The sequence below is a fragment of the Pantoea eucrina genome, assembly GCF_002095385.1.
GTDB lineage: Bacteria > Pseudomonadota > Gammaproteobacteria > Enterobacterales > Enterobacteriaceae > Pantoea > Pantoea eucrina.
Genome location: NZ_MIPP01000014.1, coordinates 1 through 25744 on the forward strand (window position 1 = coordinate 1; position 25744 = coordinate 25744).

The 25744-nt window shown below is 56.4% G+C and carries 24 protein-coding genes and 1 pseudogene; 18 read left to right on the top strand and 7 right to left on the bottom strand.

From position 1 onward, the window contains the following. From HA43_RS08130 to HA43_RS08140, 3 genes are all read left to right on the top strand, one after another. On the top strand, positions 1 to 2344 hold a 2344-nt coding region (locus tag HA43_RS08130; RefSeq protein WP_128083790.1), incomplete at its 5' end, for an efflux RND transporter permease subunit. A gap of 65 nt (positions 2345 to 2409) precedes the next feature. Continuing rightward, positions 2410 to 2979, top strand: a complete 570-nt coding sequence (locus tag HA43_RS08135; protein ID WP_094111380.1) for a GNAT family N-acetyltransferase — start codon at positions 2410 to 2412, stop codon at positions 2977 to 2979. 161 nt (positions 2980 to 3140) lie between these two features. Further along, on the top strand, positions 3141 to 4250 hold the full coding sequence (locus tag HA43_RS08140) for an SDR family oxidoreductase (RefSeq protein ID WP_094111381.1): 1110 nt from the start codon (positions 3141 to 3143) through the stop codon (positions 4248 to 4250). A gap of 85 nt (positions 4251 to 4335) precedes the next feature. On the opposite strand, the gene HA43_RS08145 is transcribed toward HA43_RS08140, so the two are convergent. From HA43_RS08145 to HA43_RS08155, 3 genes are all read right to left on the bottom strand, one after another. Next, positions 4336 to 5466: a polysaccharide export protein gene (locus HA43_RS08145; protein ID WP_094111382.1), complete on the bottom strand. Its 1131-nt coding sequence runs from the start codon at positions 5464 to 5466 to the stop codon at positions 4336 to 4338. Between the two features lie 276 nt (positions 5467 to 5742). Then, complete coding sequence (locus HA43_RS08150) at positions 5743 to 6513, bottom strand: amidohydrolase (protein ID WP_094111383.1); 771 nt, start codon at positions 6511 to 6513, stop codon at positions 5743 to 5745. Next, on the bottom strand, positions 6501 to 7661 hold the full coding sequence (locus HA43_RS08155) for a pyridoxal phosphate-dependent aminotransferase (RefSeq protein ID WP_094111384.1): 1161 nt from the start codon (positions 7659 to 7661) through the stop codon (positions 6501 to 6503). Before HA43_RS08155 ends, HA43_RS08150 begins: the two co-directional genes overlap by 13 nt. A gap of 127 nt (positions 7662 to 7788) precedes the next feature. On the opposite strand from HA43_RS08155, the gene HA43_RS08160 reads away from it, so the two are divergent. Next, the gene (locus tag HA43_RS08160) at positions 7789 to 8484 is read left to right on the top strand and encodes a hypothetical protein (protein WP_094111385.1); all 696 of its coding nucleotides are present in this window, start codon (positions 7789 to 7791) and stop codon (positions 8482 to 8484) included. 60 nt (positions 8485 to 8544) lie between these two features. Here the strand turns inward: HA43_RS08160 and fadE are convergent, their stop codons facing one another. Beyond that, a complete protein-coding gene (gene fadE, locus HA43_RS08165; RefSeq protein WP_094111386.1) occupies positions 8545 to 10989 on the bottom strand; it encodes an acyl-CoA dehydrogenase FadE in 2445 nt (814 codons plus the stop codon). A gap of 242 nt (positions 10990 to 11231) precedes the next feature. On the opposite strand from fadE, the gene lpcA reads away from it, so the two are divergent. Further along, positions 11232 to 11810 carry a D-sedoheptulose 7-phosphate isomerase gene (lpcA, locus tag HA43_RS08170; RefSeq protein ID WP_065650032.1) on the top strand — a complete coding sequence of 193 codons (579 nt, stop codon included), beginning with the start codon at positions 11232 to 11234 and terminating at the stop codon, positions 11808 to 11810. A 48-nt stretch (positions 11811 to 11858) separates the two neighbouring features. Beyond that, positions 11859 to 12626 carry a class II glutamine amidotransferase gene (locus HA43_RS08175; protein WP_094111387.1) on the top strand — a complete coding sequence of 256 codons (768 nt, stop codon included), beginning with the start codon at positions 11859 to 11861 and terminating at the stop codon, positions 12624 to 12626. Here the strand turns inward: HA43_RS08175 and dpaA are convergent. Then, entirely contained in the window at positions 12597 to 13340 is a 744-nt protein-coding gene (dpaA, locus tag HA43_RS08180; protein WP_094111388.1) for a peptidoglycan meso-diaminopimelic acid protein amidase, read from the bottom strand. The two genes, HA43_RS08175 and dpaA, sit on opposite strands and share 30 nt — an antisense overlap. A 244-nt stretch (positions 13341 to 13584) precedes the next feature. Between dpaA and dinB the strand changes: the two genes are divergently transcribed. After that, positions 13585 to 14640 (top strand): DNA polymerase IV, encoded by a 1056-nt coding sequence (gene dinB, locus HA43_RS08185; protein ID WP_071668489.1) that lies wholly within the window; start codon positions 13585 to 13587, stop codon positions 14638 to 14640. A gap of 41 nt (positions 14641 to 14681) precedes the next feature. Here dinB and pepD read toward each other — a convergent pair whose 3' ends face one another. Beyond that, positions 14682 to 16142 carry a beta-Ala-His dipeptidase gene (pepD, locus tag HA43_RS08190; protein WP_094111389.1) on the bottom strand — a complete coding sequence of 487 codons (1461 nt, stop codon included), beginning with the start codon at positions 16140 to 16142 and terminating at the stop codon, positions 14682 to 14684. Positions 16143 to 16395: 253 nt separating this feature from the next. Here pepD and gpt point away from each other — a divergent pair, with 253 nt between their 5' ends. From gpt to crl, 3 genes and pseudogenes are all read left to right on the top strand, one after another. Continuing rightward, positions 16396 to 16854, top strand: coding sequence for a xanthine phosphoribosyltransferase (gpt, locus tag HA43_RS08195; protein WP_007887137.1), 459 nt, complete (start codon positions 16396 to 16398; stop codon positions 16852 to 16854). 121 nt (positions 16855 to 16975) lie between these two features. Next, positions 16976 to 18222 (top strand): annotated as a pseudogene (gene frsA / locus HA43_RS08200) (esterase FrsA). A 109-nt stretch (positions 18223 to 18331) separates the two neighbouring features. Further along, entirely contained in the window at positions 18332 to 18733 is a 402-nt protein-coding gene (gene crl, locus HA43_RS08205) for a sigma factor-binding protein Crl (RefSeq protein ID WP_039382877.1), read from the top strand. A 67-nt stretch (positions 18734 to 18800) separates the two neighbouring features. On the opposite strand, the gene ompC is transcribed toward crl, so the two are convergent. Next, on the bottom strand, positions 18801 to 19895 hold the full coding sequence (gene ompC, locus HA43_RS08210) for a porin OmpC (protein ID WP_039382879.1): 1095 nt from the start codon (positions 19893 to 19895) through the stop codon (positions 18801 to 18803). A gap of 244 nt (positions 19896 to 20139) precedes the next feature. On the opposite strand from ompC, the gene proB reads away from it, so the two are divergent. The 8 genes from proB to HA43_RS18675 all read left to right on the top strand — a co-directional run bounded on the left by proB (position 20140) and on the right by HA43_RS18675 (position 25713). Then, a complete protein-coding gene (gene proB / locus HA43_RS08215; RefSeq protein ID WP_039382881.1) occupies positions 20140 to 21243 on the top strand; it encodes a glutamate 5-kinase in 1104 nt (367 codons plus the stop codon). A 10-nt stretch (positions 21244 to 21253) separates the two neighbouring features. Next, entirely contained in the window at positions 21254 to 22507 is a 1254-nt protein-coding gene (proA, locus tag HA43_RS08220) for a glutamate-5-semialdehyde dehydrogenase (protein WP_039382883.1), read from the top strand. A gap of 350 nt (positions 22508 to 22857) precedes the next feature. Beyond that, complete coding sequence (locus tag HA43_RS08225) at positions 22858 to 23589, top strand: LexA family transcriptional regulator (RefSeq protein WP_094111391.1); 732 nt, start codon at positions 22858 to 22860, stop codon at positions 23587 to 23589. 413 nt (positions 23590 to 24002) lie between these two features. Further along, the gene (locus HA43_RS08230) at positions 24003 to 24281 is read left to right on the top strand and encodes a transcriptional antitermination N peptide (protein ID WP_071668492.1); all 279 of its coding nucleotides are present in this window, start codon (positions 24003 to 24005) and stop codon (positions 24279 to 24281) included. A 176-nt stretch (positions 24282 to 24457) separates the two neighbouring features. Beyond that, positions 24458 to 24925 carry a glycoside hydrolase family protein gene (locus HA43_RS08235; protein WP_039382888.1) on the top strand — a complete coding sequence of 156 codons (468 nt, stop codon included), beginning with the start codon at positions 24458 to 24460 and terminating at the stop codon, positions 24923 to 24925. A 2-nt stretch (positions 24926 to 24927) separates the two neighbouring features. Further along, complete coding sequence (locus tag HA43_RS08240; protein ID WP_175540454.1) at positions 24928 to 25272, top strand: DUF7940 domain-containing protein; 345 nt, start codon at positions 24928 to 24930, stop codon at positions 25270 to 25272. Then, complete coding sequence (locus HA43_RS08245) at positions 25269 to 25562, top strand: hypothetical protein (RefSeq protein WP_039382893.1); 294 nt, start codon at positions 25269 to 25271, stop codon at positions 25560 to 25562. The genes HA43_RS08240 and HA43_RS08245 overlap by 4 nt, the downstream gene beginning before the upstream one ends. Continuing rightward, on the top strand, positions 25525 to 25713 hold the full coding sequence (locus tag HA43_RS18675) for a hypothetical protein (protein WP_128083791.1): 189 nt from the start codon (positions 25525 to 25527) through the stop codon (positions 25711 to 25713). Before HA43_RS08245 ends, HA43_RS18675 begins: the two co-directional genes overlap by 38 nt. Positions 25714 to 25744 lie beyond the last annotated feature (31 nt).

Here is a 25744-nt window from a genome sequence, read left to right on the forward strand (position 1 = left end):
CATCCGGTCCGATGCAACCGGCGCACGCCTCAGGCTTGCAGATGTGGCGCGCGTTGAATCCGGATTACAGAGCTATGCATTCGGCATACGCGATAATGGCTTGCCAGCCACGGCTGCCGCGATTCAGCTGGCACCCGGCGCTAACGCCATCAGCACTGCATCGGGCATTCATAACCGGCTTAAGTCGCTCACCGGCTCGCTGCCGGAGGGAATAAGCTTTACCGTGCCTTTTGACACCGCACCCTTTGTAAAACTCTCCATTATCAAAGTGGTGGAGACCTTTGCAGAAGCGATGGTGCTGGTATTTCTGGTTATGCTGCTCTTTCTGCATAAAATTCGCTGTACGCTTATTCCGGCTATTGTGGCACCGGTTGCGCTGCTGGGCACGTTAACCGTGATGCTGCTGTGCGGATATTCCATCAATATTCTGACAATGTTTGGCATGGTGCTGGCTATCGGCATTATTGTTGATGACGCCATTGTGGTAGTAGAAAACGTCGAGCGTCTGATGGCAGAAAAAAAGCTGTCACCCCGTGAAGCGACCCAGGAAGCGATGCGCGAGATCACGCCAGCGATCATTGGCATTACGCTGGTACTCACTGCCGTCTTCATTCCCATGGGCTTTGCCAGCGGATCAACCGGAATCATCTATCGTCAGTTCTGCATTTCGATGTCGGTGTCCATTCTGCTGTCAGCCTTTCTTGCGCTGACGCTGACGCCCGCATTGTGCGCTACTCTGCTCAGGCCGCACGATAGTCGCTTAAGCAGCGACCGGACATTTTCAGCCCGCTTTAACCGGCATTTCAGTGCGCTTACGGTTCACTATGAATCGGGCATCCGCGCACTTCTCAAACGAACCGGCAGGATGATGTTGATCTATCTGGCGCTCTGTATGGCACTGCTGGCCGGTTTAGCTACGTTGCCATCCTCGTTTTTGCCTGAAGAAGATCAGGGCTATTTCATGTCGTCTCTTCAGCTGCCTTCCGACGCCACGATGCAAAGGACACTTAACGTGGTTGAAAAATTTGAGCATGAAATAGCGCAACGGCCAGCCATTAAAAATAACATCATGATCCTGGGTTTTGGCTTTTCAGGCTCTGGTCCTAACACGGCGATGGCGTTTACGACGCTGAAAGCGTCAAAGGATCGTGGCGGCAGCAGCGCGCAGGCTGAAGCGAGTTATATCCAGCAGCAGATGGAAAGCGTGGCGGATGGCGTTACGATGAGTTTGCTGCCACCTGCCATTGCCGATCTGGGAACCTCTTCAGGCTTTACCTACTATGTGCAGGATCGGGGAGGGCGGGGCTATAAAGCGCTGAAACAGGCTACCGACGAACTGATACGGCGTGCAGGCCATCATCCTGCGCTGGCAGAAGCGTATATCGACGGTTTACCGGACGGCACCAGCCTGTCGCTGAAGATCGACCGGGAAAAGGCAGAGGCGCTGGGCGTTTCATTCGACGAGATAAACCAGACTCTCTCCGTTATCGCCGGGTCCAGTTACGTCAATGATTATGTTAACCAGGGGCGGGTACAGCAGGTTATCGTCCAGGCGGATGCAGCATACCGCATGCAGCCTGAGCAGCTGCTGCAGAGCTGGGTCAAAAACCGCAGCGGCCAGATGGTGGCACTATCCAGCTTTGCGTCGATCGGCTGGGGCGTTGCGCCGCAACAGCTGAATCGCTATCAGGGCTATCCCGCTATCCGTATTACCGGCAGCGCTGCGCCCGGCGTCTCCAGCGGCACCGCCATGCAGGTCATTGACCAGCTGGCGCAACATTTACCGGAGGGGTTTGCTGGCGAGTGGGCCGGCAGTTCGCTGCAGGAAAAGGCGTCTGCAAAACAGCTTCCGTTACTGATTGTGCTTTCCGTGTTGGTGGTATTTATGGTGCTGGCAGCGCTCTATGAAAGCTGGTCTGTGCCAGTGGCCGTTATGTTGGTTGTACCGCTCGGGCTGATAGGGGCTGTAATTGCGGTTGCCATGGCACAGATGACGAATGACGTATTCTTTAAAGTCGGACTGATTACCCTGATTGGGCTTTCGGCCAAAAATGCCATCCTGATTATAGAATTTGCCCGCCATTTACGGCAACAGGGTGAGACCCTGACGGTGGCGATTCTGACTGCGTCAAAACAGCGCCTGCGTCCGATTATAATGACCTCCCTGGCCTTTACGCTTGGCGTTGTTCCACTCATGCTTGCCAGTGGCGCAAGCGATAGTACACAGCATGCCATCGGCACAGGCGTATTTGGCGGTATGATCAGCGGTACGCTACTGACAATATTTTTTGTACCCGTATTTTTTACCATAGTGATGCGTTTTGTTAAGAAAAGGGCGGAGTAGCACAGTGGTATCTGCAGACAAGCTTCAGTAATCAATCGTTTTATCACATGGTAGCGCGAGGCATAATGAATATTATTACCACTTCAAGACTGATTATTCGTCGCTTTTGTCGGGACGATGGCACAGCATTATTCAGTTATCTTCATGAGCCGGCCACTCCCTGCTTTTATGATGAAAGAGTAGCGTCGCTGGCGGCTGCTTATCTGGAAGCGGAAAAACGATCGACAGATAAAAGTCAGTTTGCCGTATGCCTGCAAGAGAACAATCAGTTAATAGGCCATCTTTTTGCTGAGAACGGGAATGATGAACCTGACAGGCACACCTGGTCAGCGGGCTGGCATTTCTCTCCGGCATTTCACGGTCAGGGATATGCCCGTGAATCGGTGGCGGCACTGTTTGATTATCTTTTTAAGCAGCAATATGCCCGGCGGATTTATGCCTGGGTGGAAGATTATAATGTTCCTTCGCGCAATCTCTGCGTTCGCTTACATATGCGGCAGGAAGCGTGCTTTAAAGAGTTCGTCAGTTTCATCACTGAACATGGTGAGGCGCGTTATGACGATACGCTGGTGTATGCCATTCTGAAAAAAGAATGGGATGCGAAGCGAAATAAAAATAATGGCGATAATGCTTAGTGAAAGAGTGAACTTTTTTTATAGAGTAAAGACTAATATCTGTCATCAGAAATGATGCAATATATTCAAATAATAGATTCCATTCAAAGGGTGAATGCGCTATTTAGCGCTATTCGCCAGGGCAGCTTATGTCTGCTGTGTCATAATTAAAGAGAAAAGAGATGAAAAAAATACTGGTTACAGGGGCTACCGGCTTTTTGGGTGGTGCTATTGTTGCTGAGTTAATGATAAATGAGAACCCAGAGAGATTGCTTCTTCTTGCGCGAGGCGATGCAGAGAGTAGTGCCCTGGAACGGGTTAAGGAGAATTTAGCTAAGTTTGGCATCAGCCCCGCTCAGCTAAATACCATTTCAGCGCAACAAATCATAGAAGGCGATTTATCAAAGCCGGAAACTTTTATTGCAGATCTCAGGCTGAACGATGTGGAAAAGGTGATTAACTGTGCCGCTATCGCTTCCTTTGGTAATAATCCGTTAATCTGGAAAGTAAACGTTGAGGGCACGTTTCAGCTTGCCAGCCGCATGAGTAAAGTAAAGGGATTAAAACGCTTTATTCATGTGGGTACAGCAATGTCATGTACGCCTGAACCTGACAGCCATGTGACAGAAGCGATCGCGCCCACGCAAAGAAAAGATCATATTGTAGAGTATACCTGGAGCAAATCGACGGTAGAGCAGATGATAAAAGAGCACCTGCCGGGATTCCCGTTAATTATTGCACGCCCCTCTATTGTTGTAGGGCATACTGAGCATGGGTGTATTCCCTCCGCCAGCATTTTTTGGGTGTTTCGCATGGCGCTCAGACTGGGCAAGTTCATGTGCAACCTTGATGACAAAATCGATGTTATACCGGTAGATTACTGCGCCAAAACCATAGTCAGGCTGCTTCAGGCAGCTGAACTCGATCATCCGGTTTATCATATCTCCTCCGGTAGAGAGAGCAGCGTAACGTTTGCAGAGATTGATCGTGCTATGGCGCTGGCTTCAGGCTCCCGACCCGTCTCGGCCGATTATAAAAAAGTCGGCTATAAAGAGTTATCCCGGGAAAAGCATAATTTCAAAACGCTTTTTGGCGACTGTAATGAAAGGATCGTACTGAAATCTATGAGTCTGTATGGCGAGTTTTCAAAGTTAAACGTGACTTTTGATAATGAAAAAATCCTGAAGCTCGGCATGCCAGCCTCACCAAGATTTACCGATTATATTGCGGTCTGCCATAACTCAGTAAAAGAAAAATCACTTTCTGAATTGATGGCTGTCGATTTCAAATAACATGAATGCTTAATAGGGTAGTGCTATATTTAAGCACTACCCTGAATGCCGCTCGGGAACATTTACGCCTGAAGTTAACCCTTTTTCAGGGTATCTTTTTAACGGCAGTGCTGAGCTTATTAACCGCGGTTATGGTAGGTATAAGCTGCCTGACAACCCGGTTCCAGCGCGTCAGTGGCGTTGCGGTAACATAGACAATATCATAGGGCTGTAGTTTGAAATCACTGGCCAGTGCCATCGCTGCCGCATTTTTCAGGTTGATTTGATAAATATCAGCCAGTCTTTTTTCTGCTGGCGCCTTTAATTGCCTGATGACAAAAACGCCTGTGGCGTCAGCCGTAGTCTGATCTATTCCCCGCGCACTGCTGATAGCCTCTGTCAGCGTCATGCCGCTTCTGTCCATCAGTAATGTTTTTTGCGCGCCGGTTTCACCCATGACAAAAATTTTGCGGGAATCATTACGCGGAATGTAAAGAATATCGCCATGATGCAACAGCGCATTTTGTGTCAGGTCGCCCTTCTCTAACAGCAATTTAAGAGATATCGGATACTGCACGGCATCATGCGTCAGTGTGACATTTTCCCAGTCCGCCTCTTTCGTCAGGCCGCCTGCGGCATTGATGGCGTCAAGCACGGTCAGAGGAATATGAGTAATGGGCTGCTGGCCGGAGCGAACGACTTCACCACTCACATACGCTTTCCGGGAGCGAAAAGCGGCTATTTTCACATCAACCTGCGGGGATTCAATGTAGTGGTGAAGTCGTGCAGTTATCTCCGTCCTGACCTGTTCTGTGGTTTTATTAAGAACGTAGATGCTGCCCGTATAGGGAAAATAGAGGGTGCCGTTAGGTCGGACAGTGCTGCCGGTTTCCGTTGAGTCACGATACTGACCCGCCGGAGACGTAATTTCCGGATGATCCCAGACGGTAATACTCAGTACATCACCTACGCCGATGCGATAAGAATAATCGTCTTCCGGCAGCCGGAAAATATGTTTTGAACGGTTTTGCTGACCGGCTTCATTAAGCTGTTGCAGCATTACCGGACTTAACAGAGTGACCCTGACCAGCGCGTTAATGTCAGAGCGCTCGTGGTTATCGTTAACCAGCGTTTTATTGGCCAGCGGCAGGTCCTGACCTGGCTGCACGGTACAGCCACAAAGTATTAACGCAACACTGAGCGCTGAATGGCGAAATAGTCGCAATTTACTCTTCATTAATCCGGTCCATAAAAAAGTGCACAACAGCAAGGGTTTTCAGAAATTATCAGTAGCGGCCAGCTATCACGCTGCAAAGCGCTCTGCAGCGGACTGGCGATACAGATGGTGATAACTAGCTGGTATACCGAAGTAGTGCGGATTACTGATGCAGGATTTATGGAGGGAAAATGCAGGCCTGAAAAAGCAGCGTTGTTAACGCTGCTTTTTCGCCGGATAAACTAAATCCGATAAATAAAAATCAGCGGCTGATTGCCTGTTGTCAGCCGCAGTCGCTCAGCCCAGCGTCCACGTATCAGCATCGCGCCACGCCGGAAAGCGCTCGCGGTACGCCTGCAGCGCCTCCAGCGACAGCTCCGCATCCAGACGTGCCGGGGTGAACGGTTCAGCGGCTGCGAGGATCTCCCCCTGCGGTGAGATAATCTGGCTGTCGCCGCGGTAGCGGTGATGATTGCCGTCGCTGCCCACCCGGTTACAGCCGGCAACATACGCCTGATTTTCGATAGCGCGCGCCATCAGCAGCGCCTGCCAGTGATGCGCGCGCGGGGCCGGCCAGTTAGCCACATAGAGCGCCAGATCGTAATCGTTGCGGTTGCGGGAAAACACCGGAAAGCGCAGGTCGTAGCAAATCTGCGGCAGAATGCGCCAGCCGCGCCAGTAAACCAACTCCCGGCGTTCGCCCGGCAGATAGTGCTGATGCTCCTCCGCCATACGAAACAGATGGCGTTTGTCATACTGATGCAGCGTGCCGTCTGGCTCCACCAGCAGAAACCGGTTTACCGCACCCGCTTCTGTCTGAATGGCCGCGCTGCCGCCGATCAGCGCCTGGGTGGCCCGCGCGTGATGCTGCAGCCAGGCCACCACCTCCTGCTGCGGCAGCGAAGCCTGTGCCGCCTCCATGGCAAAGCCGGTCGTAAACATCTCCGGCAGCACAATCACATCGCGTCCGCTCAGATTTTCCAGCAGCCGATCAAAGTGACGCAGGTTAGCGGCGCCGTTCATCCAGCTCAGCGGCTGCTGCAGCAGAGTAATCTTCAAAGTTTGCACAGGCGCTCCGCGGCGGCGTCAAGCGTCGCCTCTTGTTTGGCAAAGCACAGGCGGATCAGCCGGTGCGGGAAAGGATCAGCGCAGAACACCGACAGCGGGATAGCAGCGACGCCCGCCTCTCCGGTCAGCCACTCGCAGAAGCTGACGTCGTCGAGATCGGAGATCGCGCTGTAGTCCAGCAGTAAAAAATAGGTGCCTTCGCAGGGTAATACCTGAAAGCGACTGGCTGCCAGCGCCTGCGTCAGACGATCGCGCCGCGCGCGGTAAAACTCAGGCAGCGTCCGGTAGTGTTCCGGCTGCTGACGCAGCATATCCGCCAGCGCCAGCTGGGCCGGAGTATTGACGGAAAAGGTCAGGTACTGATGTACCTTACGCAGCTCGGCGCTGATAGCGGGTGGCGCTATGGCGTAGCCCACTTTCCAGCCGGTCATATGATACGTCTTGCCAAATGAGGAGACGGTGACCGCGCGCTGGCGCAGTCCGGCATGCGCCAGCACGCTGGCGTGGCCTGCCGTGCTGAAACAGATATGCTCATACACTTCATCGCTCAGCACATAAATCTCCCGATCCGCAATCGCCTGCCACAGCGCCTCCAGATCGCTCTGCTGCCAGACGGTAGCGGAGGGATTGTGCGGCGTATTCAGGATCACCAGCCGGGTACGTGCGCTGAGCCGATCGCGAAACGCAGGCCAGGGGACGCGAAACTCAGGCGGCTGCAGGGCGATGCGCTGCATCACGCCGCCCGCCAGCGTTACCGCGGGCGCATAGCTGTCGTAGCTGGGGTCAAAGCAGATCACTTCGTCGCCGGGGCGCACCAGCGCGGTAATGGCAGCGTAGAGCGCTTCCGTCGCCCCGCTGGTCACGGTAATGTCGCTGCCAGCGTCGGGCCGGTAGCCATAAAGCCCGGCGGTTTTATCCGCGATGGCGTCGCGCAGTTCCGGCGTGCCGATCATCGGCGCATACTGATTGGCTCCCTGACTGACGTGATGCGCCAGCCGCGCCTGCAGCAGGGCGGGGCCGCTGAAATCGGGAAATCCCTGAGAAAGGTTGATGGCGCCATGCCGGGCGGCAAGCGCGCTCATCTGCGTAAAGATCGTGGTGCCGGTCGCGGGAAGCTTGCTGTCGGGAATAAGATCAAATGGCGTCATAGTAAGCTGGCCTTGCGCGTAAGCAGCGTGATAAGAAACCCTGTATTGCTGACACTATAATCAGGATGCTACTCTTTGGCAATCGAGACGCTTAGATGGCTAAATGCAGCTTTTACAGGAGCAGGTAATGGCACAACCTCATGACAACAGCGCCGCCGGCGAGGCGCTGGCGCAGACTTTGCTGGCGGCATCAACCGGGATAAATGACGGAGCGGCACGCCGGCTGGCGGAACAGCTGTTCAACTGGCAGCCCGCGCCGGTGCCGCTTACGCTGCAGGCGCTGGCGGCGGAGCTGCAGCAGGATGAGGCGCTGCAGCAAATCCTCGGCGTACTGCGCTGGCGTTTTCTTACCCGTCCTGAAACGCTGCTGCCTGAGCATGGCTGCGCGGCGCCTGTCGGTTTTGCCGTCAGCGGGGCGTTAAGCGATCTGCTGATCCACTACTGCGCTGCCCCCGGCCAGCTGCCGCTGCGCGAAGCCGCCGATGCGCGCGAGCAGCATCTGCAGGCGGTTCAGCAGCTGTGGCGCGGATTTTCCGCTGGCTTTCGCCGCCAGGTCGGCAGCGAAGCGCTCTTCAGCTGGCCCGGATGTGACCAGCTGCTGCTGCAGTCGGTCTGGCATGACGCTCTCGGCTACAGCGGTGCAGCGCTGATCCGGCGCAGCCTCAGCGCTATCACGCTGAGTGATTTTTCCGGTATTGATGATGAGGAGATGCGCAACGCCTGTCTGCACAGCGCGCTGGCGCTGGGGCGCACCCTGATGCTGGCCGCTGACCATATTGCGGATGAAGAGGCGCTGGTTGCCCGCATTCGCCAGGCCGCGTAGGCGCTGGCGCAGGCAAAAAAAACGCCTCCGTAAGGAAGCGTCTGGCACCTGGTGTCGGGATTATGCCGCTTCGCTGGGCTGCGCCCGCGGCCGGGGTTGTGGCTTCGGTGCGGCCAGGGCTTCCGGCACGAACTCATCCACATTAATGGCTTTCAGCCGGCTTGCTTCTGCGCGGATCAGCACCTGCGCTTCGCTCTCGTCGATCAGCCCCTCTTTCAGCGCCCGCTGCGCCAGCGCATCAAGGCGGGTAAAGGAGAGATGCTTTTTCTGTTGCTGACAGAGGCGATCGTGGATCACTTCTGCCGCCATCACATCCTGCAGCGCCTGCTCCAGCTGGCCCGCCGGATTATGCTCAGCTGGCGTCAGATACTGACCGCGGCCAAGGCGGGAGCGGGTGGCAGAAGGCAGCTGCAGCAGCTTCGCCAGTTTATGATCAAGTTTGTCTGACGGCGGCAGGCAGCGTTTGCCGCCGGCGAAGATAGCCAGGCGCAGCGCACCGGCGGCCAGACGGTTCGGGAAGTTACGCAGCAGATCGTCCATCGCCACTTCTGCCTGATGCAGCGCATCCTGCACGCCCCAGTGCACCAGCGGCAGATCGGCCTCATGGCGGCCTTCTTCGTCATAGCGTTTCAGCGTGGCGGAGGCCAGATACATCTGGCTCAGCACATCGCCAAGGCGGGCAGAGATGCGCTCGCGCCGCTTCAGGCTGCCGCCGAGCACCGCCATGGAGATATCGGAGAGCAGCGCCAGGTTCGCGCTCAGACGATTAAGCTGCTGATAGTAGTGGCGCGTGGCGTCACGCGTCGGCGCGGCGCTGGTGCGGCCGTTGGTCAGGCCGAGCCACAGGCTGCGTACCGCGCTGCTGCCGACGTGACCGATATGGCTGAACAGCGCGTGGTCAAAGCGGGAGAGATCGTTCTTCGCCGCCGCGCCCATCTCTTTAAGCACCCAGGGATGGCAGCGAATGGCACCCTGGCCGAAGATAATCATGCTGCGCGTCAGGATATTAGCGCCCTCAACCGTAATGGCGATTGGCGCACCCTGATAGGCGCGGGCGAGGAAGTTGTTATCTCCGAGCATAATGCCTTTGCCGCCCGCGATATCCATCGCGTCAATAATGGCGCGCTGGCCGCGGTGGGTGCAGTGATACTTCACAATCGCAGAGAGCACGGCGGGCTTTTCACCCTGCATAATGCCGGTGGTGATCAGCGTGGCGGCCGCGTCCATAACGTAAGCATTACCGGCAATACGCGCCAGCGGCTCTTCAATACCTTCCATTTTACCAATCGCCACTTTGAACTGACGGCGGATGTGCGCATAAGCGCCGGTGGCCAGCGCCACGCTTTTCAGACTGCCGGTGGAGTTAGAGGGCAGGGTGATGCCGCGCCCGACCGAGAGGCACTCGACCAGCATGCGCCAGCCCTGACCGGCCATCGCCGGGCCGCCGATGATATAGTCAATCGGCACGAAAATGTTGTTGCCGCGCGTCGGGCCGTTCTGGAACGGCACGTTGAGCGGGAAGTGGCGATTACCAATCTCCACGCCCGGCGTATGGGTCGGGATCAGTGCACAGGTAATTCCCGGCTCCGGGTTATCGCCCAGCAGACCATCGGGATCGGAGAGTTTAAACGCCAGGCCCAGCACGGTGGCGACCGGTGCCAGCGTAATATAGCGTTTGTTCCAGGTCAGGCGCATGCCCAGCACCTGCTGACCCTGCCACTCGCCCATGCAGACCACCCCGGTATCAGGAATGGCGCCCGCATCAGAACCCGCTTCCGGGCTGGTCAGGGCAAAGCAGGGGATCTCATCGCCGCGTGCCAGACGGGGCAGATAGTGATCTTTCTGCTCCTCAGTACCGTAATGCTGCAGCAGTTCGCCCGGTCCCAGAGAGTTCGGTACGCCGACGGTGATTGCCAGAATACCGGAGACGCCAGCCAGCTTCTGCAACACGCGCGCCTGCGCATAAGCGGAAAACTCCAGTCCGCCATACTCTTTTTTGATGATCATGGCGAAAAAGCGGTGCTGCTTCAGATAGGCCCACAGCTCCGGCGGCAAATCGGCCAGCTCATGAGTAATCGCGAAGTCGTTTGCCATACGGCACGCTTCCTCAACCGGACCATCCAGAAACGCCTGCTCCTCAGCGGTGAGGTGCGGGCGCGGATAATTGTGCAGCTTCTGCCAGTCCGGCTTGCCCTGAAACAGGTCGCCTTCCCACCAGGTCGTGCCGGCATCGATCGCTTCCTGCTCTGTGCGTGACATCGGCGGCATGACGTTACGAAAGCCCCGTAGGGCTGGTTTTGAAAACAGGCGCTGGCGCAGCGACGTCAGGTTAAGCGGCAGCAGGACCAGCGCCAGCGGCAGCAGCAGCCAGGCGCTCCAGAGGCCGGTTAAGGCCATGGCAGCGGTCCAGAGCAGCAGGATGGCGCTGCTCAGACGCAGAGATATCTGATGATAAAAGAGGGCGCTAACCAGCAGTAGCGTCGCCACAATGGAAACCAGCAGCATAGTGAATCGCTCCGTAAGTAGTAAGAGGTCTGACCTGTTAGTCACAGGTTTAGAGCAGCCGCTCTTAATAAGCAATTCCTTTACATCACAATTACAACCAGGCTCACAAAATCATCGCGGCTGGCGCATTTATCGCCTGGCTACGCTGTGGCAGACGCGTTTTCACTGCTGCCAGCGCTTTGCGCCCCTGTGGCATTCCGTTAAACTTGCCGGGTTAACCTCTCCGCTAAAGGATATCTCTTATGTATCAGGACATCATTCGCTCGGAACTCAACGAAGCCGCCGACACCCTGACCCGATTTTTGAGTGACGACGCGAACATCCACGCTATTCAGCGCGCTGCGGTGCTGCTGGCAGACAGTTTCAAAGCGGGCGGAAAAGTGCTCTCCTGCGGTAACGGGGGATCGCACTGTGACGCGATGCATTTTGCCGAGGAGCTGACCGGCCGCTATCGCGAAAATCGTCCTGGCTACCCGGCGATTGCGATTTCTGATGTCAGCCATCTCTCCTGCGTCAGCAACGATTTCGGCTATGACCATGTGTTTTCGCGCTACGTGGAAGCGGTCGGGCGCGAAGGCGATGTGCTGCTGGGGCTCTCCACTTCCGGCAACTCCGCTAACATCATCAAAGCGATTGAGGCCGCGCGCGCGCAGGGAATGAAAGTGATCACCCTGACCGGCAAAGATGGCGGCAAAATGGCGGGCAGTGCGGATATTGAGATCCGGGTTCCGCATTTCGGCTATGCCGATCGCATTCAGGAGATCCACATTAAAGTGATCCATATCCTGATGCTGCTGATTGAAAAAGAGATGGTTAAGTAATTTACGCTGCCTTCCCGCATGCCGGGAGGAGTGAGAAGGGGGGAAGCTATGTGCGAATTGCTTGGGATGAGCGCCAATGTCCCTACGGATATCTGTTTCAGTTTTACCGGACTGGTGCAGCGCGGCGGCGGTACCGGACCGCATAAAGATGGCTGGGGTATCGCCTTTTATGAAGGTAAAGGGTGCCGCACGTTTAAAGATCCGCTGCCGAGCGTAAATTCACCGGTTGCCCGCCTGGTGCAGGAGTATCCGATCAAATCGCACTCGGTGGTCGCGCATATCCGTCAGGCAAACCGGGGCCAAGTCTCGCTGGAGAATACGCATCCGTTTACCCGCGAGCTGTGGGGCCGCAACTGGACTTACGCGCACAACGGACAGCTCAAAGGCTATCGCCAGCTCGACAGCGGCCACTTCCGCCCGGTGGGGGAGACCGACAGTGAAAAGGCGTTTTGCTGGATCCTCTCACAGCTGCAGGCGCGCTATCCGCGCACGCCAGGTAACTGGCCCGCCGTGTTCCGCTATATCGCTGAAATCGCCGGCGAGCTGCGTGAAAAGGGCGTTTTCAATATGCTGCTATCGGATGGTCGCTATCTGATGGCGTTCTGCTCCACCAATCTCTACTGGATCACGCGGCGCGCGCCGTTTGGTAAAGCGCGCCTGCTGGATCAGGATGTGGAGATCGATTTCCAGCAGCAGACCACGCCGCATGATGTGGTGACGGTTATCGCCACGCAGCCGCTGACCGGAAATGAAACCTGGCACCGGATAGCGCCAGGCGAGTGGGCACTATTTTGCCTGGGTGAGCGCCAGGAATGATTTGGACGCCGCTTCCGGTGCAGAAAGTACCGGCGTGTTGTTCACCGCATACTGACCCGTTGCGGTGACGTTAACGCTGGGCGGTACGTGATATTTAGCAAAATAGGCGTAGCCCGGCTGCAGTTCGCGCCAGAAATCGATGTAGGTCGAATAGCGATGACGCTGAAGATTGCTTTCCGTCATGCGGAACGGATAAATATTCAGCTGCATCTCCTGCTGGCCGTTACGCAGGGCCGCATTAACGTAGTTGAAAATCTCATCCATTGAGCCGTTGGTCATGGCGTAGCAGCCCACGGAAACGCAGTCGCCGTGAATCATCAGATAGTTGCCGTTATAGCCCTTGCTGCGATCGTACTGGTTAGGAAAACCGGTATTGATGGCGCGGTAAAAGCGGCTGTCAGGTTTCAGCTGATTGAGTTTGACGTTGTAGAAACCTTCCGGACTTTTGAAGTCGCCCTGGCGGCGCTTGGGACCGAGTCCGCCGGAAAAATTACAGATGCGATAGCTGTCCAGCAGGCGATATTCATTACCGATTTTGCCATAGAGCTCCAGCGTACGCTCTTCTTTGAAAATCTGAATAAACACCGGTGTACCCAGCAGTTGTTTTTTTAACTCTTTGCTTACCGGAGCCAGCGGCTGTGCGGGTTCAGGTGTGATTGCCCAGCTAAGGACTGGCATAAGAATCATCGCGAACAGCAGTGCGATTCTGCCCATTCTGTGTGTACCTTGAAGTGAAGAAAAACTCAGACGCGCAGCGTCACTCAGTTGCATTATCGGAAATATCCGCTATCGCTGCGCAACATTAACATTGTCTGGCTTTTAATCAAGATAGCGGGCAACAAAATGGCGCAAAGTTGTGATGCATCGGGGAGTAAAAGCGCTCAGGCGCGGCATCGGTGCCGATGACGATTGCTCAACGCCTTCGCTACTGTATACTTAGCCAGTGTCCGGAGGGGGTATGCGCAAAATCATTCATGTCGATATGGACTGCTTTTACGCAGCGGTTGAGATGCGTGACGATCCGTCGTTGCGGGATATCCCTATCGCGATTGGCGGCAACCGCGTTCAGCGCGGAGTGATCAGTACCGCTAACTATCCGGCGCGCAAATATGGCGTGCGCAGCGCCATGCCGACCTCGACCGCGCTGCGTCTCTGTCCGCACCTGCGCCTGCTGCCGGGACGCTTTGACGCCTATAAAGAAGCCTCGCGACAGATCCGCGACATCTTTCTCCGCTACACGCCGCTGATTGAACCGCTCTCGCTGGATGAAGCCTATCTGGATGTCACCAGCAGTCTGCACTGCCAGGGGTCGGCGACGCTGATGGCGCAGGCGATCCGCGCGGATATTCTGCGCGAAACCGGACTGACCGCGTCAGCCGGCATCGCACCGATCAAATTTCTGGCGAAAATCGCCTCCGACCTTAATAAGCCTGACGGCCAGTATGTGATCACCCCGCAGGCGGTGCCGGCGTTTCTGCATGAGCTGCCGCTCAGCAAGATCCCGGGCGTGGGCAAAGTGGCGACCAAAAAGCTGGAAGAGATGGGGCTGCGTACCTGTGCTGACGTGCAGCGCGCCGATCTGGCGCTGCTGCTGAAGCGGTTCGGAAAGTTTGGCCGCTCGCTCTGGGAACGCAGCAACGGCATCGATGACCGCGAAGTGATCGTCGAACGTGAACGTAAGTCGCTGGGGGTAGAGCGTACGCTGCCGGAAGATATCCACCACTGGGAGCAGTGCCTGCCGATTATCGACTACCTCTATGCGGAGCTGGATCGCCGTCTGGGGGCTATCCGGCCAGATAAGCAGATCGCCCGGCAGGGGGTGAAATTTAAGTTCAGCGATTTTCAGCAGACCACGCAGGAGCACGTCTGGGCGGTGCTGAATAAAGAGGATATGGTGGCGGTGGCGCGTCAGGTCTGGGAGGCGCGTCGGGCAGATCGCGGAGTAAGGCTGGTGGGACTGCACGTTACGCTGGTGGACCCGCAGCTGGAGCGTCAGCTGCTGCTGGGACTGTGAAATCTCCCCCGCCCGGCAAGCGGACAGGGGAGCGGCATCGATTACGCTTTTGCCGGAATCGCGTTCAGTAGCGCAGTGAGCAGCTTCCAGTAGAGGCCAACGCTCTCAATATGCACCTGCTCATCCGGCGAGTGCGGGCCGGTAATGGTCGGTCCGATAGAGACCATATCCATATGCGGATACGGTTTCTTGAACAGGCCACACTCCAGACCGGCATGGATCACCTGAATGTTTGGCGTTTTGCCAAACAGCGCTTCGTAGGTGTTGCGCGTCAGCGCCATGACCGGTGAGTCAGCGTCAGGCTGCCAGCCCGGATAACCGCCTTTTGGCGCAGTCTGCGCGCCCGCCAGCGCGCCCAGCGAGGTCAGCGTCTCTACCACCCACTCTCTGCCGGTATCGATCAGCGAACGGATCAGGCAGATGATTTCAGCGTTAGCCTGATCCATGCTGACCACACCCACGTTCAGCGAGGTTTCAACCACGCCTTTCGCCACGTCTGAATTACGGATCACGCCGTTAGGGGTGCTGTTGAGCAGGTTGATAAAGCGATCGCGGCTCTCCGCGCTCAGCGCCTCAGCCTGCTGCGCCAGCGGCTCGGTCTGCAGCACAATATGCTTCTCTTTGCTGCCGAGCTCGTTGAGCAGTATCGCCTGGAAGTGCATCGCCGCAGATTTCAGCGCGTCCACTTTGTGGCTCTCAACGGCCAGCGTGGCAAAGGCTTCACGCGGGATCGCGTTACGCAGCGTGCCGCCGGTAAAGTCGATCAGACGCAGATCCAGCTCACGGGCATGGGCGGCCAGGAAACGCGCCAGCAGTTTGTTCGCGTTGCCAAGACCCAGGTGGATATCCGCACCGGAATGACCGCCTTTCAGACCTTTAAGCGTCAGTTTCAGCGTTTCATAGCCAGCTGGCACCGCTTCGCGACTCAGCGGCAGCGTGGTAATAAAGTCGATGCCGCCCGCGCAACCCATGTAGATCTCACCCTCTTCTTCAGAGTCGGTGTTGATCAGAATCTCTGCCTGCAGCCAGTCCGGCTGCAGGCCAAACGCGCCATCCATGCCCGACTCTTCGGTCATGGTCAGCAGCACTTCCAGCGGGCCGTGCGTCAGGCTGTTGTCAGCCAGTACCGCCAGCGCTGACGCCATGCCGATACCGTTATCTGCACCCAGCGTGGTGCCGCGCGCTTTCACCCATTCGCCGTCCACCCACGGCTGAATCGGATCTTTCGTGAAATCGTGGGCGGTATCGTTGTTCTTTTGCGGCACCATATCCAGGTGCGCCTGCAGGGCAACCGGCGTGCGGTTTTCCATGCCGGGCGTGGCAGGTTTGCGGATCAGAATATTACCGACCCGATCGCGTTCGACCCAGAAATTCTGCTCTTTGGCCCAGCTGACCACATATTCAGCCAGCGCCTCTTCATGATAAGAAGGGTGGGGAATGGAGCAGATTTTGGCGAAGATATCCCACAGCGGCTGCGGGGAGAGTTGAGACAATTCAGACACAACGCGTCTCCTGTATCAGCGTGGCGGACAGGCCGCTCGCACGCAGTTTCCGGTTTAAGATCGCCGTCAGCTCATCTGACGTGATGAGCCAGAGAATATCACCCTTTATTCGCAGGCGCGTCATCAGGCGCGCTAAAAACCTGCAACCAGTGTGACGGATGCTGGTTTTTAACGCGTCAGATCCTTATAATCTCGCGCAACCTTTTCCCCCTTGCATATTTTTAAGCCACTTTTGGTGGTTGGGATTCCTTTTATGAGCGAAAAATACGTCGTAACCTGGGACATGCTGCAGATTCATGCCCGTAAACTGGCCCAGCGCCTGCTTCCTGTGGAACAGTGGAAAGGCATCATCGCGGTAAGCCGCGGCGGTCTGGTTCCGGCATCGCTGCTGGCGCGTGAGCTGGGTATTCGCTACGTCGATACCGTCTGCATCTCCAGTTACGATCACGATCACCAGCGCGAAATGAAAGTGCTGAAGCGCGCCGAAGGCGACGGTGAAGGCTTTATCGTTATCGACGATCTGGTCGACACCGGCGGCACCGCGCAGGCGATCCGTGATATGTATCCGAAAGCGCGTTTCTGCACCATCTTCGCCAAGCCTGCTGGCCGCGCGCTGGTGGATGATTACATTGTGGATATCCCGCAGAACACCTGGATCGAACAGCCGTGGGACATGGGCGTGGTCTATATTCCGCCAATCGTCAAAAGCTGATTGATGCAACGCAAACAACGCCCGGTTAAGCCGGGCGTTGTGCTATTCGCGCCTCGCGCAGCCGGGGCGGGTGCAGTAAACTCATAGCCATCTATGCGACCGCCGCAGGAGAAACCATCAGATGGCCGAAAAAAATCTTAGCGAAGAGTTATTCAAGCCGCGTTTTAAACATCCCGAAACCTCTTCCCTGGTGCGCCGCCAGCATCACGCTACCGCACAGGTGCATAACGCGCTGGAGGGGGATACTCAGCGCGGCTGGTATCGCATGCTTAACAAGCTGCTCTGGACATGGCGCGGCCTGTCACCGCAGGAGATCAGCGAAGTCCTGGCGCGCATCGCCGTCAGCCGCTTTGAACACACCGATGAGGCGCTGCTGGATACGGTAATCGGCTATCGCGGCGGCAACTGGAATTTTGAGTGGTCAAAGCAGGCGGCGCTCTGGCAGCAGCGGGCGATGCAGAGCGAGCAGCATGATGAAGCGGGCCAGCAGTGGCTGCATGCGGCGAATCTCTACAGCCTCGCGGCTATCCCTACATCAAAGGCGATGAGCTGGCCGATCAGGCGCAGGTGCTGGCTAATCGCGCCTATGAAGAGGCGACCCGGCGGCTGCCGGGCGAGCTGAAATCGCTGACGTTTCCCGTCAGTGGCGGCAGCCCGGTTACCGGGTTTCTGCATATGCCGGCGCAGGCCAGCGCACCTTATCCCACCGTGATGCTGTGCGGGGGGCTTGATTCGCTGCAGAGCGATCACTATCGGCTGTTTCATGACTACCTGGCCCCGCGCGGTATCGCTATGCTGACGCTGGATATGCCATCGGTTGGCTATAGCAGTAAATGGACGCTAAACCAGGACACCAGCCATCTGCATCAGCAGGTTCTGCGCGAGCTCAGCAACGTGCCGTGGATCGATCACACCCGCGTGGCGCTGTTTGGCTACCGCTTTGGTGCCAATATTGCGACCCGACTCGCCTGGCTTGAAGTACCGCGTATCCGTGCCGTGGCCACGCTGGGCGCGATGGTACACGGCGTGTTTGTTGACGCGGCGCGTCAGCAGCAGCTGCCGGACATGTATATGGATATGCTGGCGAGCCGGCTGGGTATGGCGTCAACGTCCGACAGCAACCTGCGCATTGAGCTGAATCGCTATTCGCTGAAGGTACAGGGGCTGCTGGGACGCCGCACCCCGGTGCCGATGCTGGCCGCTTACTGGCCGGACGATCTTTTCAGCCCGGAGGAGGACTCACGCCTGATTGCCGGCTCGTCGGCGCAGGGCAAAACGCTGGCTATCCCGGCTTCACCGGTATTTCACAGTTTTGAGAAAGCGCTGAATCAGATTTGTGACTGGCTCAGCAAACAGTTGCAGCGGTAACTGGCAAAACGCCAAACCTCTGCTAAAACTTAATGTCGGCATATTACGCGCTGCGCCCTTTGCGCGGCGCGCTGCTTTTTTTACGGTTTATTTGAGGGAGAGAATTAGCATGACGTTACCGAGTGGTCACCCCCGTAGTCGCCTGCTTAAGCGCTTCACCGAATTGGGGCCGTACATCCGTGAAGGAAAATGCGAAGATACGCGTTTCTTTTTTGACTGCCTGGCTGCCTGCGTTAACGTAAAGCCTGCACCGGAGAGCCGCGAGTTCTGGGGCTGGTGGATGACGCTGGATGCGCACAGCGATCACTTTACCTACGAATATCACTTCGGCCTGTTTGATAAAGAGGGCGACTGGAGTGTGACAACCATTAAAGGTAAAGAGAACAACGAGCGTGTAGAGAGCACCCTGCGTAACTTTCATGAGCGGCTGAAAGCGATGCTGCACGAGCAGAAGCTCGATCTGCGTCCCGCAGCTGGTTTTAAAGAAGAGCCGGTTAAGCTGAGCGCATAACGTAAAAAAAAGAGCCGGTCATGCGCCGGCTCTTGCGTTGTCAGAGTGTCAATACCGCAGCGGGTAATCAGAACTGATAGGTCAGCGCGACGGCCACCACATCGTCATTGTTCAGCCCCAGCTTGTTGTTGTCATCCAGCTGATTGATTTTGTAATCCACCATGGTCGACATATTTTTATTGAAGTAGTACGTCAGGCCAAGATCAACATATTTCACCAGGTCTTCATCACCCACGCCTTCAATATCCTTGCCTTTGGTCTGTACATAGCCGAGTGACGGACGCAGACCGGAATCGAACTGATACTGCGCCACCATTTCAATGTTCTGCGCTTTGTTGGCAAAGCCGCGCGTGCCGATTGGCGTCATGTTGCGCGTCTCGGTGTAGATGGACGCCAGGTAGAGGGCGTTGGCATCATATTTGATACCGGCTCCCCAGGACTCCGCTTTGTCGCCGCGTCCGAGCAGGCCGGCCTGCTGCTGCTGGCTGGTGCGATCGGATGAGGTAATGGCTGACATCAGGCTGACGCCGCTATCGCCAATGGTGTAGCCCAGGGATGCGCCGTAGCCGTCGCCGTTCTGGGTGCTGGTATCCGCTGCGCTGCCGCGGCTGTTTGCGCTGTCGGCGTCGTTTTTACCCTGATACTGCAGGGCGAAGCGCAGGCCATCCACCAGACCAAAGAAATTACTGTTGCGGTAAGTTGCCACGCCTGACGTGCGCGCCGCCATAAAGTTATCGGTGCGCGCGGTGCCGTCACCCCCGAACTCAGGGAAGACGTCGGTCCAGGCTTCCACGTCATACAGCACGCCGTAGTTACGGCCATAATCGATTGAGCCGTAGTCGCCAAATTTCAGGCCGGCAAAGCCGAGACGGGTTTTGTTGCCGTTGTTCGCGTCACTGCCTTCAGAGCGGTTGCCCTGAAACTGATATTCCCACTGGCCGTAACCCGTCATCAGATCGTTGATCTGCGTCTGACCTTTAAAACCGAGACGCACGTAAGTTTTATCACCGTCCGCGCCTGCATTGTCACTGAAATAGTGCATCCCTTTTACGCGACCATAGAGATCCAGTTTGTTGCCGTCTTTATTATAGATTTCTGCGGCTTGTGCCGTTGTGGCCAAAGCCAGTGCGGAAACAACCAGTGCCAGTGTGCTTTTCTTCATTTGCTATCAATCCCGATGAGTAAAAAAAGTATGTACCCGTGAAAAGGTTTGTAAAACACGGGACGTTTTACCGATCGCTGATGAAAGTTTTATGACAGATTTGCGCAATCGGGGTGAACGAGGCGGTTAAGTTGTGCTGACTGGCCTGCGGAAATTCGCGCTTTTCCCGGCGTGGCTGTTGGCTTCCTTGCTGACTCCTGATAAAACGTCCGTTCGCGGATTTTTTCTCAGATGGCAGGAAAATATGAGTGGCAGTCAGACCCTGGTGGTCAAATTGGGTACCAGCGTTCTCACCGGCGGTTCGCGCCGGCTGAATCGGGCGCACATGGTGGAGCTGGTTCGCCAGTGTGCACAAATGCACGCGGCGGGACATCGCATTGTTATTGTCACCTCCGGCGCGATTGCGGCCGGACGTGAACACCTTGGCTATCCCGAACTGCCACCGACCATCGCCTCAAAGCAGCTGCTGGCTGCGGTGGGGCAGAGCCGTCTGATCCAGCTGTGGGAGCAGCTGTTCTCTATTTATGGCATCCATATCGGGCAGATGCTGCTGACGCGCGCGGATATGGAAGATCGCGAACGCTTTCTTTATGCGCGCGATATGCTGCGCGCGCTGCTGGATAACCACATCGTTCCGGTGATTAACGAAAACGATGCGGTCGCTACGGCGGAAATTAAAGTTGGCGATAACGACAACCTCTCGGCGCTGGCGGCAATGCTGGGCGGAGCGGACAAACTGCTGCTGCTGACCGATCAGCAGGGGCTGTTTACCGCCGATCCGCGCACGAATCCGGAGGCGCAGCTGATTAGCGACGTGCACCAGATTGATGATGCGCTGCGGACGCTGGCGGGCGGCAGCGTGTCAGGATTAGGCACCGGTGGTATGGCAACCAAACTGCAGGCTGCGGATGTCGCCTGTCGCGCCGGCATCGATGTGATTATCGCTGCTGGCAGCCGTCCCGATGTGATTAGCGATGTGCTGAACGGCAAACCGGTCGGCACGCGCTTTCACGCGCAGCAGTCGCCGCTGGAGAACCGCAAGCGCTGGATCTTCGGCGCGCCGCCGGCCGGCGAAATCACCATTGATGATGGTGCCCTGGCGGCGGTGCTGGAGCGCGGCAGTTCGCTGCTGCCTAAAGGCATCCGCGAGGTGCAGGGAAATTTCTCACGCGGTGAGGTGATCCGGATCCGCAACCTGCAGGGACGCGATATCGCCCACGGCGTGACGCGTTACAACAGCGATGCGATGCGCATGATCGCCGGACATCACAGCCAGGAGATCGGTGATATTCTCGGTTATGAATATGGCCCGGTTGCCGTACATCGCGACGACATGGTTGTCAGCTAAGGAGCAGAAAATGTTAGAGGAAATGGGTAAGGCGGCGCGGGCGGCATCGTACGCGCTGGCGGCGCTCTCCACCGCAGAGAAAAATCAGGTGTTGCTCACCCTGGCTGAAGGGCTGGAGGCGGATCACGCAGAGATTCTGGCGGCGAATGAACAGGATCTGGCCGACGCGCGGCAGAGCGGCATGAGCGCGGCACTGCTCGATCGCCTGACGCTGACGCCGCAGCGGCTGAAGAGTATCGCCGATGATGTGCGGCAGGTCTGCCAGCTGGCCGATCCGGTCGGACAGCTTATTGACGGGGGCCAGCTCGACAGCGGCCTGCGTATTGAACGGCGTCGTGTGCCGCTCGGCGTAGTGGGCGTTATTTACGAAGCGCGTCCGAACGTCACCGTTGATGTGGCGGCTCTCTGCCTGAAAACCGGCAACGCAGCCATCCTGCGCGGCGGTAAAGAGACATGGCGCACCAATGCGGCCACGGTCAGAGTCATTCAGCGTGCGCTGGTAAAGCACAACCTGCCAGCCGGGGCCATACAGGCGATTGAAAATCCGGATCGCGAGCTGGTCAGTCAGCTGCTGAAGCTGGATCGCTATGTCGATATGCTGATCCCGCGCGGCGGGGCAGGGCTGCATAAGCTGTGCCGTGAACACTCCACTATCCCGGTGATCACCGGTGGTATCGGCGTCTGCCATCTCTATCTTGATGAGACGATGGAGATCGCGCCGGCGCTTGAGATCATCGTTAACGCCAAAAAACAGCGGCCGAGCGCCTGCAACTCGCTGGAGACGCTGCTGATCCATCAGGATCAACTCGATCGTTTCCTGCCAGCTTTCCTGCAGCGTATGGCGCAGGAAAATATTACGCTGCACGGCGATGCCAATATTCTGGCGCAGCTGCAGACAGGGCCGGCCAGCGTCGTCGCAGTGAGCGAGGCGCACTATCGCGATGAGTGGCTGTCAAACGATCTCAACGTGAAGCGGGTAGCGGACATGGATGAGGCGATTGCGCACATTCGTGAATATGGCACCCAGCACTCCGACGGCATTCTGACGCGCAGCATCCGGCACGCGAATGCGTTTGTTCAGCAGGTGGACTCTTCTGCGGTCTACGTCAACGCCAGTACCCGTTTTACCGATGGCGGCCAGTTTGGTCTGGGCGCTGAGGTGGCAGTCAGTACGCAAAAACTGCACGCGCGCGGTCCGATGGGGCTGGAAGCGCTGACCACCTACAAATGGATTGGCTGGGGCGACGATACGCTGCGCCGCTAGCCGTCCTGCCCGCCTCAGATGGGTACCTGTACAGGTACCCATTTTTTGCTTTAGATCCACTCAATATCACAGCTTTCTGAAATTTATCTGTCATCTGTGGCGCGTCAGCCGCTTTTCGCCCATTTTTTTGTGTAAGCGCTGGTCCGGGTTTAACAGAAGATTCCTGAAAACCTCAGTCAGAACAAGCTGTCACACATTCATTGCTGGTTTAGCGCAGACGGGCGAGGATAATGATCCTCCAGCTTCATTGATAATATCGCGTGGGTAGTAAACTAGCGGTAATATAAAATGAACTGGTAGCAAAAACCAAAATAACATTCAGTCTTTTACTGATGGCAGACAATTAACTGATGGTTAAAAAAGAGAGTACAAAACACGCTTTTACTGCCAGGCTGATTGCCGCATGCGAAAGTGCGGGAATTGTCGGACATGGACGAAACAAACAGGTTGCACAGGCGTTGCAGCAAAGAGGATGCAAAATTTCAACGCCGGGGGTATGGAAATGGTTCAACGGTCAGTCGATTCCGGATGACGGGAATCTGTTAGCGCTAAGCGATCTGCTGGGCGTGCGCGTGGAGTGGCTGCAGTTTGGTATGGAGAAACCGGATGCCGGGCTTTCGCAGCAGCGTCTGCTCTCCGCCGGGCATATGTTCCGCGTGGAGAGCCTGGATATCGGCCAGCGCAGCGCGCAGGGCATTGCCGCGCGCGATGAGCTGGTAGAGACCATTCAGGCGATAGAATATGGTCTGGATGAGGCGCGCGTGCTGTTTAATGGCCGCCCGGCAGAAAGCATCCGGCTTATTGCGCTGAACAGCGATTCAATGGCCGGCACCTTCGCACCGCGCGATCAGCTGTTTGTCGATATCAGCGTGCATCACTTTGATGGCGATGGAATTTATCTGTTCACGCTTGACGATCAGCTCTATCTCAAACGCCTGCAATTGCAGCATAAAAAAGTGGCCGTTATCTCAGATAACAAGCGCTATGAGACCTGGTATCTGACGCTGGATGAAGCCGATTCTCTGCAGGTGGTCGCCCGCGTCATCATGAGCCAGGCACGTGATTATCAGATCCTGGGCTGAGCCGTTGCCGGCATCGGCAGAAAAAAATAACCCGGCTGAAATCATAAATTTAACTGTTGGTAAATAAAAAATTAACTGTTGGTGTTTGCCAAAGTATTAGAACATGTTAATAATTTGACCATAGATGGACGAAATCGTTACCCCCGGATGGGCCCGCTCTTAAACAATTGAGGCGCTGCACAAGCGCGAAACTACCCACTCAAAATCAGTGTATTTTGGGATGGGGTGGATACGCACTCAGCAGCGTTGTCAGTTGTCTCCTGCCTTCACTTCTCTCTGCTTTTTCCTGGCCGTTTTTTAACGACCGGGAAAGCGGATTGTGGGTGATTCCGGTGGCACACCGGACGCACCGGCCTCTGCCGGAAGGCCGCGTTTGCCACCCCATCGCCAAAAACTCATTCACAGGAGGAGTTATGGCGATTATCCAATATGGCAAATCAGCGTTTACCGGTAATGCACGAACCCGGCGTCATCGACGACGCCAGCCACTCGCACGTCTGAACCGTACTATCGACAACGCACTCGGGCTCGAATGCGATGACGTCACGCTGCGCACTGCTGAACGTATCTGTCAGCGGGAGATTCGATCCAGAGTAGAGCGTGCCGTACTGGCGCCGGGACGCTCGCACAGTGAAAGCGCCAGTTTCGATAACTGCTGTTTACCCCACGTTCATCTCTACGCTACCCGTTAAGTTTCTCCTGCTTTTCCAGTTCTGAACGGAACGTTTTTACATTGCTCACTGTTTAACCACGCTTGAGCGTTGCGCTTGAATCTGGCGTGCGCGAATGGCTGACCGATCAGTGACGTTTAAGTGTGCTGACCCTGTGCGCAGCGTACTCCGCGTTGCGCCTCAAAGAAGGAACGGATATGAGCCAGATTATTGCCATTTTAAATTTTGAAGAGGGTTATCGCGAAGCGCCCTATCTGGATACGCAGGGCTTTCCCACCGTGGCGGGCGGCATCCGCATCGGACCAAAGGGCGCCTCGCTGAGCAACTACATCTTTCAGGTGCCGCGCCGCGTCGGGGACGTCTGGAAGCAGTGCATTGTGGAGAAAAAAGTGCAGGAGATGCAACAGCGCGAACTGATCCGCCAGGCGCTGCTGAAGTGCAACGATGCCCGCAGTGACGTGCTGATTAGCATGGCGTATCAGATGGGCGTGGAGGGGCTTGCGCTGTTTCGCGGCATGCTCACCTCGGTCACGCAGGGCGACTTTGACGCCGCAGCGAATGCCATGCTGGATAGCCTTTGGGCGCGGCAGACCGCCGGACGCGCCCGGCGGCATGCGGAAGCGATGCGCAGCGGCACCTATGACATCTACCGGGGGCTGCTATGAACATGAAGTGGATGATCTTCATCATTGCGGTACTGGCGGCAATCATACTGCTGCTCCTGCTGCAGCGCTTCACCACGCTGGAGTTTGTTAAACACGCGCGCCTGCTGTTTAAAACCTGGTCAGTGTGGCTCGCTTCACTCGGCTCCATGCTCAGCGCGTGGGCGCAATCTTTTCCCGCTTCCGCGCTCGATGCCTGGAACGCGCTGCCGCCGGACGTCAAAGAGGTTCTGCCGCACAACTACCTGGGGTTAATTGGTGCCTTTATGGTGGCAATGGGCGTTATGGCGCAGTTTGTGCGACAGAAAAATCTGGCGGAAAAACGCAGCGCGCTGGAGGAAAAATCATGAGTTTTCTTCTTTCCCTGCTGGCGGGCAGCTGGCACTGGCTGGCGGCGCTGTTCGGCATCATCGCCGCGCTGGTAGCCAGCTACGCTGGCGGTAAAAAGATCGGCAAAGTGCAGCAGCAGGCTAAAGCAGACACCGAACGCGCAGAAAAAACAGCGGCGCAGGCGGTAGCGGTTAATCAGCAGCAGCAGCAGCTGCGTGAGGAGGCCCGACGTGTGGAAATCAGCAACAGTAATCTTGATGATGCTGCCGCTCGTGACAAGCTGCAGCAATCGAAGTACCACCAGCCCTGAGGCGCCGGTCGTTATCGACTCCGCCTGCTCTCTGTTTTCACCCATTTATACCCACGGCAGTGACGCCGATCGCATGGATATTCGCACCGTGCGTGCCATTAACAATCACAACGACCTCTGGGATCGGCACTGCCGCACGCCGGCACGCTAACGCCGCTCCTTCTGACGCTATTCCAATACCT

Coding starts and splice junctions, on each gene's coding strand:
- HA43_RS08135 (WP_094111380.1), top strand. CDS start 2,410: ATGAATATTATTACCACTTCAAGACTGATTATTCGTCGCTTTTGTCGG.
- HA43_RS08140 (WP_094111381.1), top strand. CDS start 3,141: ATGAAAAAAATACTGGTTACAGGGGCTACCGGCTTTTTGGGTGGTGCT.
- HA43_RS08145 (WP_094111382.1), bottom strand. CDS start 5,466: ATGAAGAGTAAATTGCGACTATTTCGCCATTCAGCGCTCAGTGTTGCG.
- HA43_RS08155 (WP_094111384.1), bottom strand. CDS start 7,661: ATGACGCCATTTGATCTTATTCCCGACAGCAAGCTTCCCGCGACCGGC.
- HA43_RS08160 (WP_094111385.1), top strand. CDS start 7,789: ATGGCACAACCTCATGACAACAGCGCCGCCGGCGAGGCGCTGGCGCAG.
- fadE (WP_094111386.1), bottom strand. CDS start 10,989: ATGCTGCTGGTTTCCATTGTGGCGACGCTACTGCTGGTTAGCGCCCTC.
- lpcA (WP_065650032.1), top strand. CDS start 11,232: ATGTATCAGGACATCATTCGCTCGGAACTCAACGAAGCCGCCGACACC.
- HA43_RS08175 (WP_094111387.1), top strand. CDS start 11,859: ATGTGCGAATTGCTTGGGATGAGCGCCAATGTCCCTACGGATATCTGT.
- dpaA (WP_094111388.1), bottom strand. CDS start 13,340: ATGGGCAGAATCGCACTGCTGTTCGCGATGATTCTTATGCCAGTCCTT.
- dinB (WP_071668489.1), top strand. CDS start 13,585: ATGCGCAAAATCATTCATGTCGATATGGACTGCTTTTACGCAGCGGTT.
- gpt (WP_007887137.1), top strand. CDS start 16,396: ATGAGCGAAAAATACGTCGTAACCTGGGACATGCTGCAGATTCATGCC.
- crl (WP_039382877.1), top strand. CDS start 18,332: ATGACGTTACCGAGTGGTCACCCCCGTAGTCGCCTGCTTAAGCGCTTC.
- ompC (WP_039382879.1), bottom strand. CDS start 19,895: ATGAAGAAAAGCACACTGGCACTGGTTGTTTCCGCACTGGCTTTGGCC.
- proB (WP_039382881.1), top strand. CDS start 20,140: ATGAGTGGCAGTCAGACCCTGGTGGTCAAATTGGGTACCAGCGTTCTC.
- proA (WP_039382883.1), top strand. CDS start 21,254: ATGTTAGAGGAAATGGGTAAGGCGGCGCGGGCGGCATCGTACGCGCTG.
- HA43_RS08225 (WP_094111391.1), top strand. CDS start 22,858: ATGGTTAAAAAAGAGAGTACAAAACACGCTTTTACTGCCAGGCTGATT.
- HA43_RS08230 (WP_071668492.1), top strand. CDS start 24,003: ATGGCGATTATCCAATATGGCAAATCAGCGTTTACCGGTAATGCACGA.
- HA43_RS08235 (WP_039382888.1), top strand. CDS start 24,458: ATGAGCCAGATTATTGCCATTTTAAATTTTGAAGAGGGTTATCGCGAA.
- HA43_RS08240 (WP_175540454.1), top strand. CDS start 24,928: ATGAAGTGGATGATCTTCATCATTGCGGTACTGGCGGCAATCATACTG.
- HA43_RS08245 (WP_039382893.1), top strand. CDS start 25,269: ATGAGTTTTCTTCTTTCCCTGCTGGCGGGCAGCTGGCACTGGCTGGCG.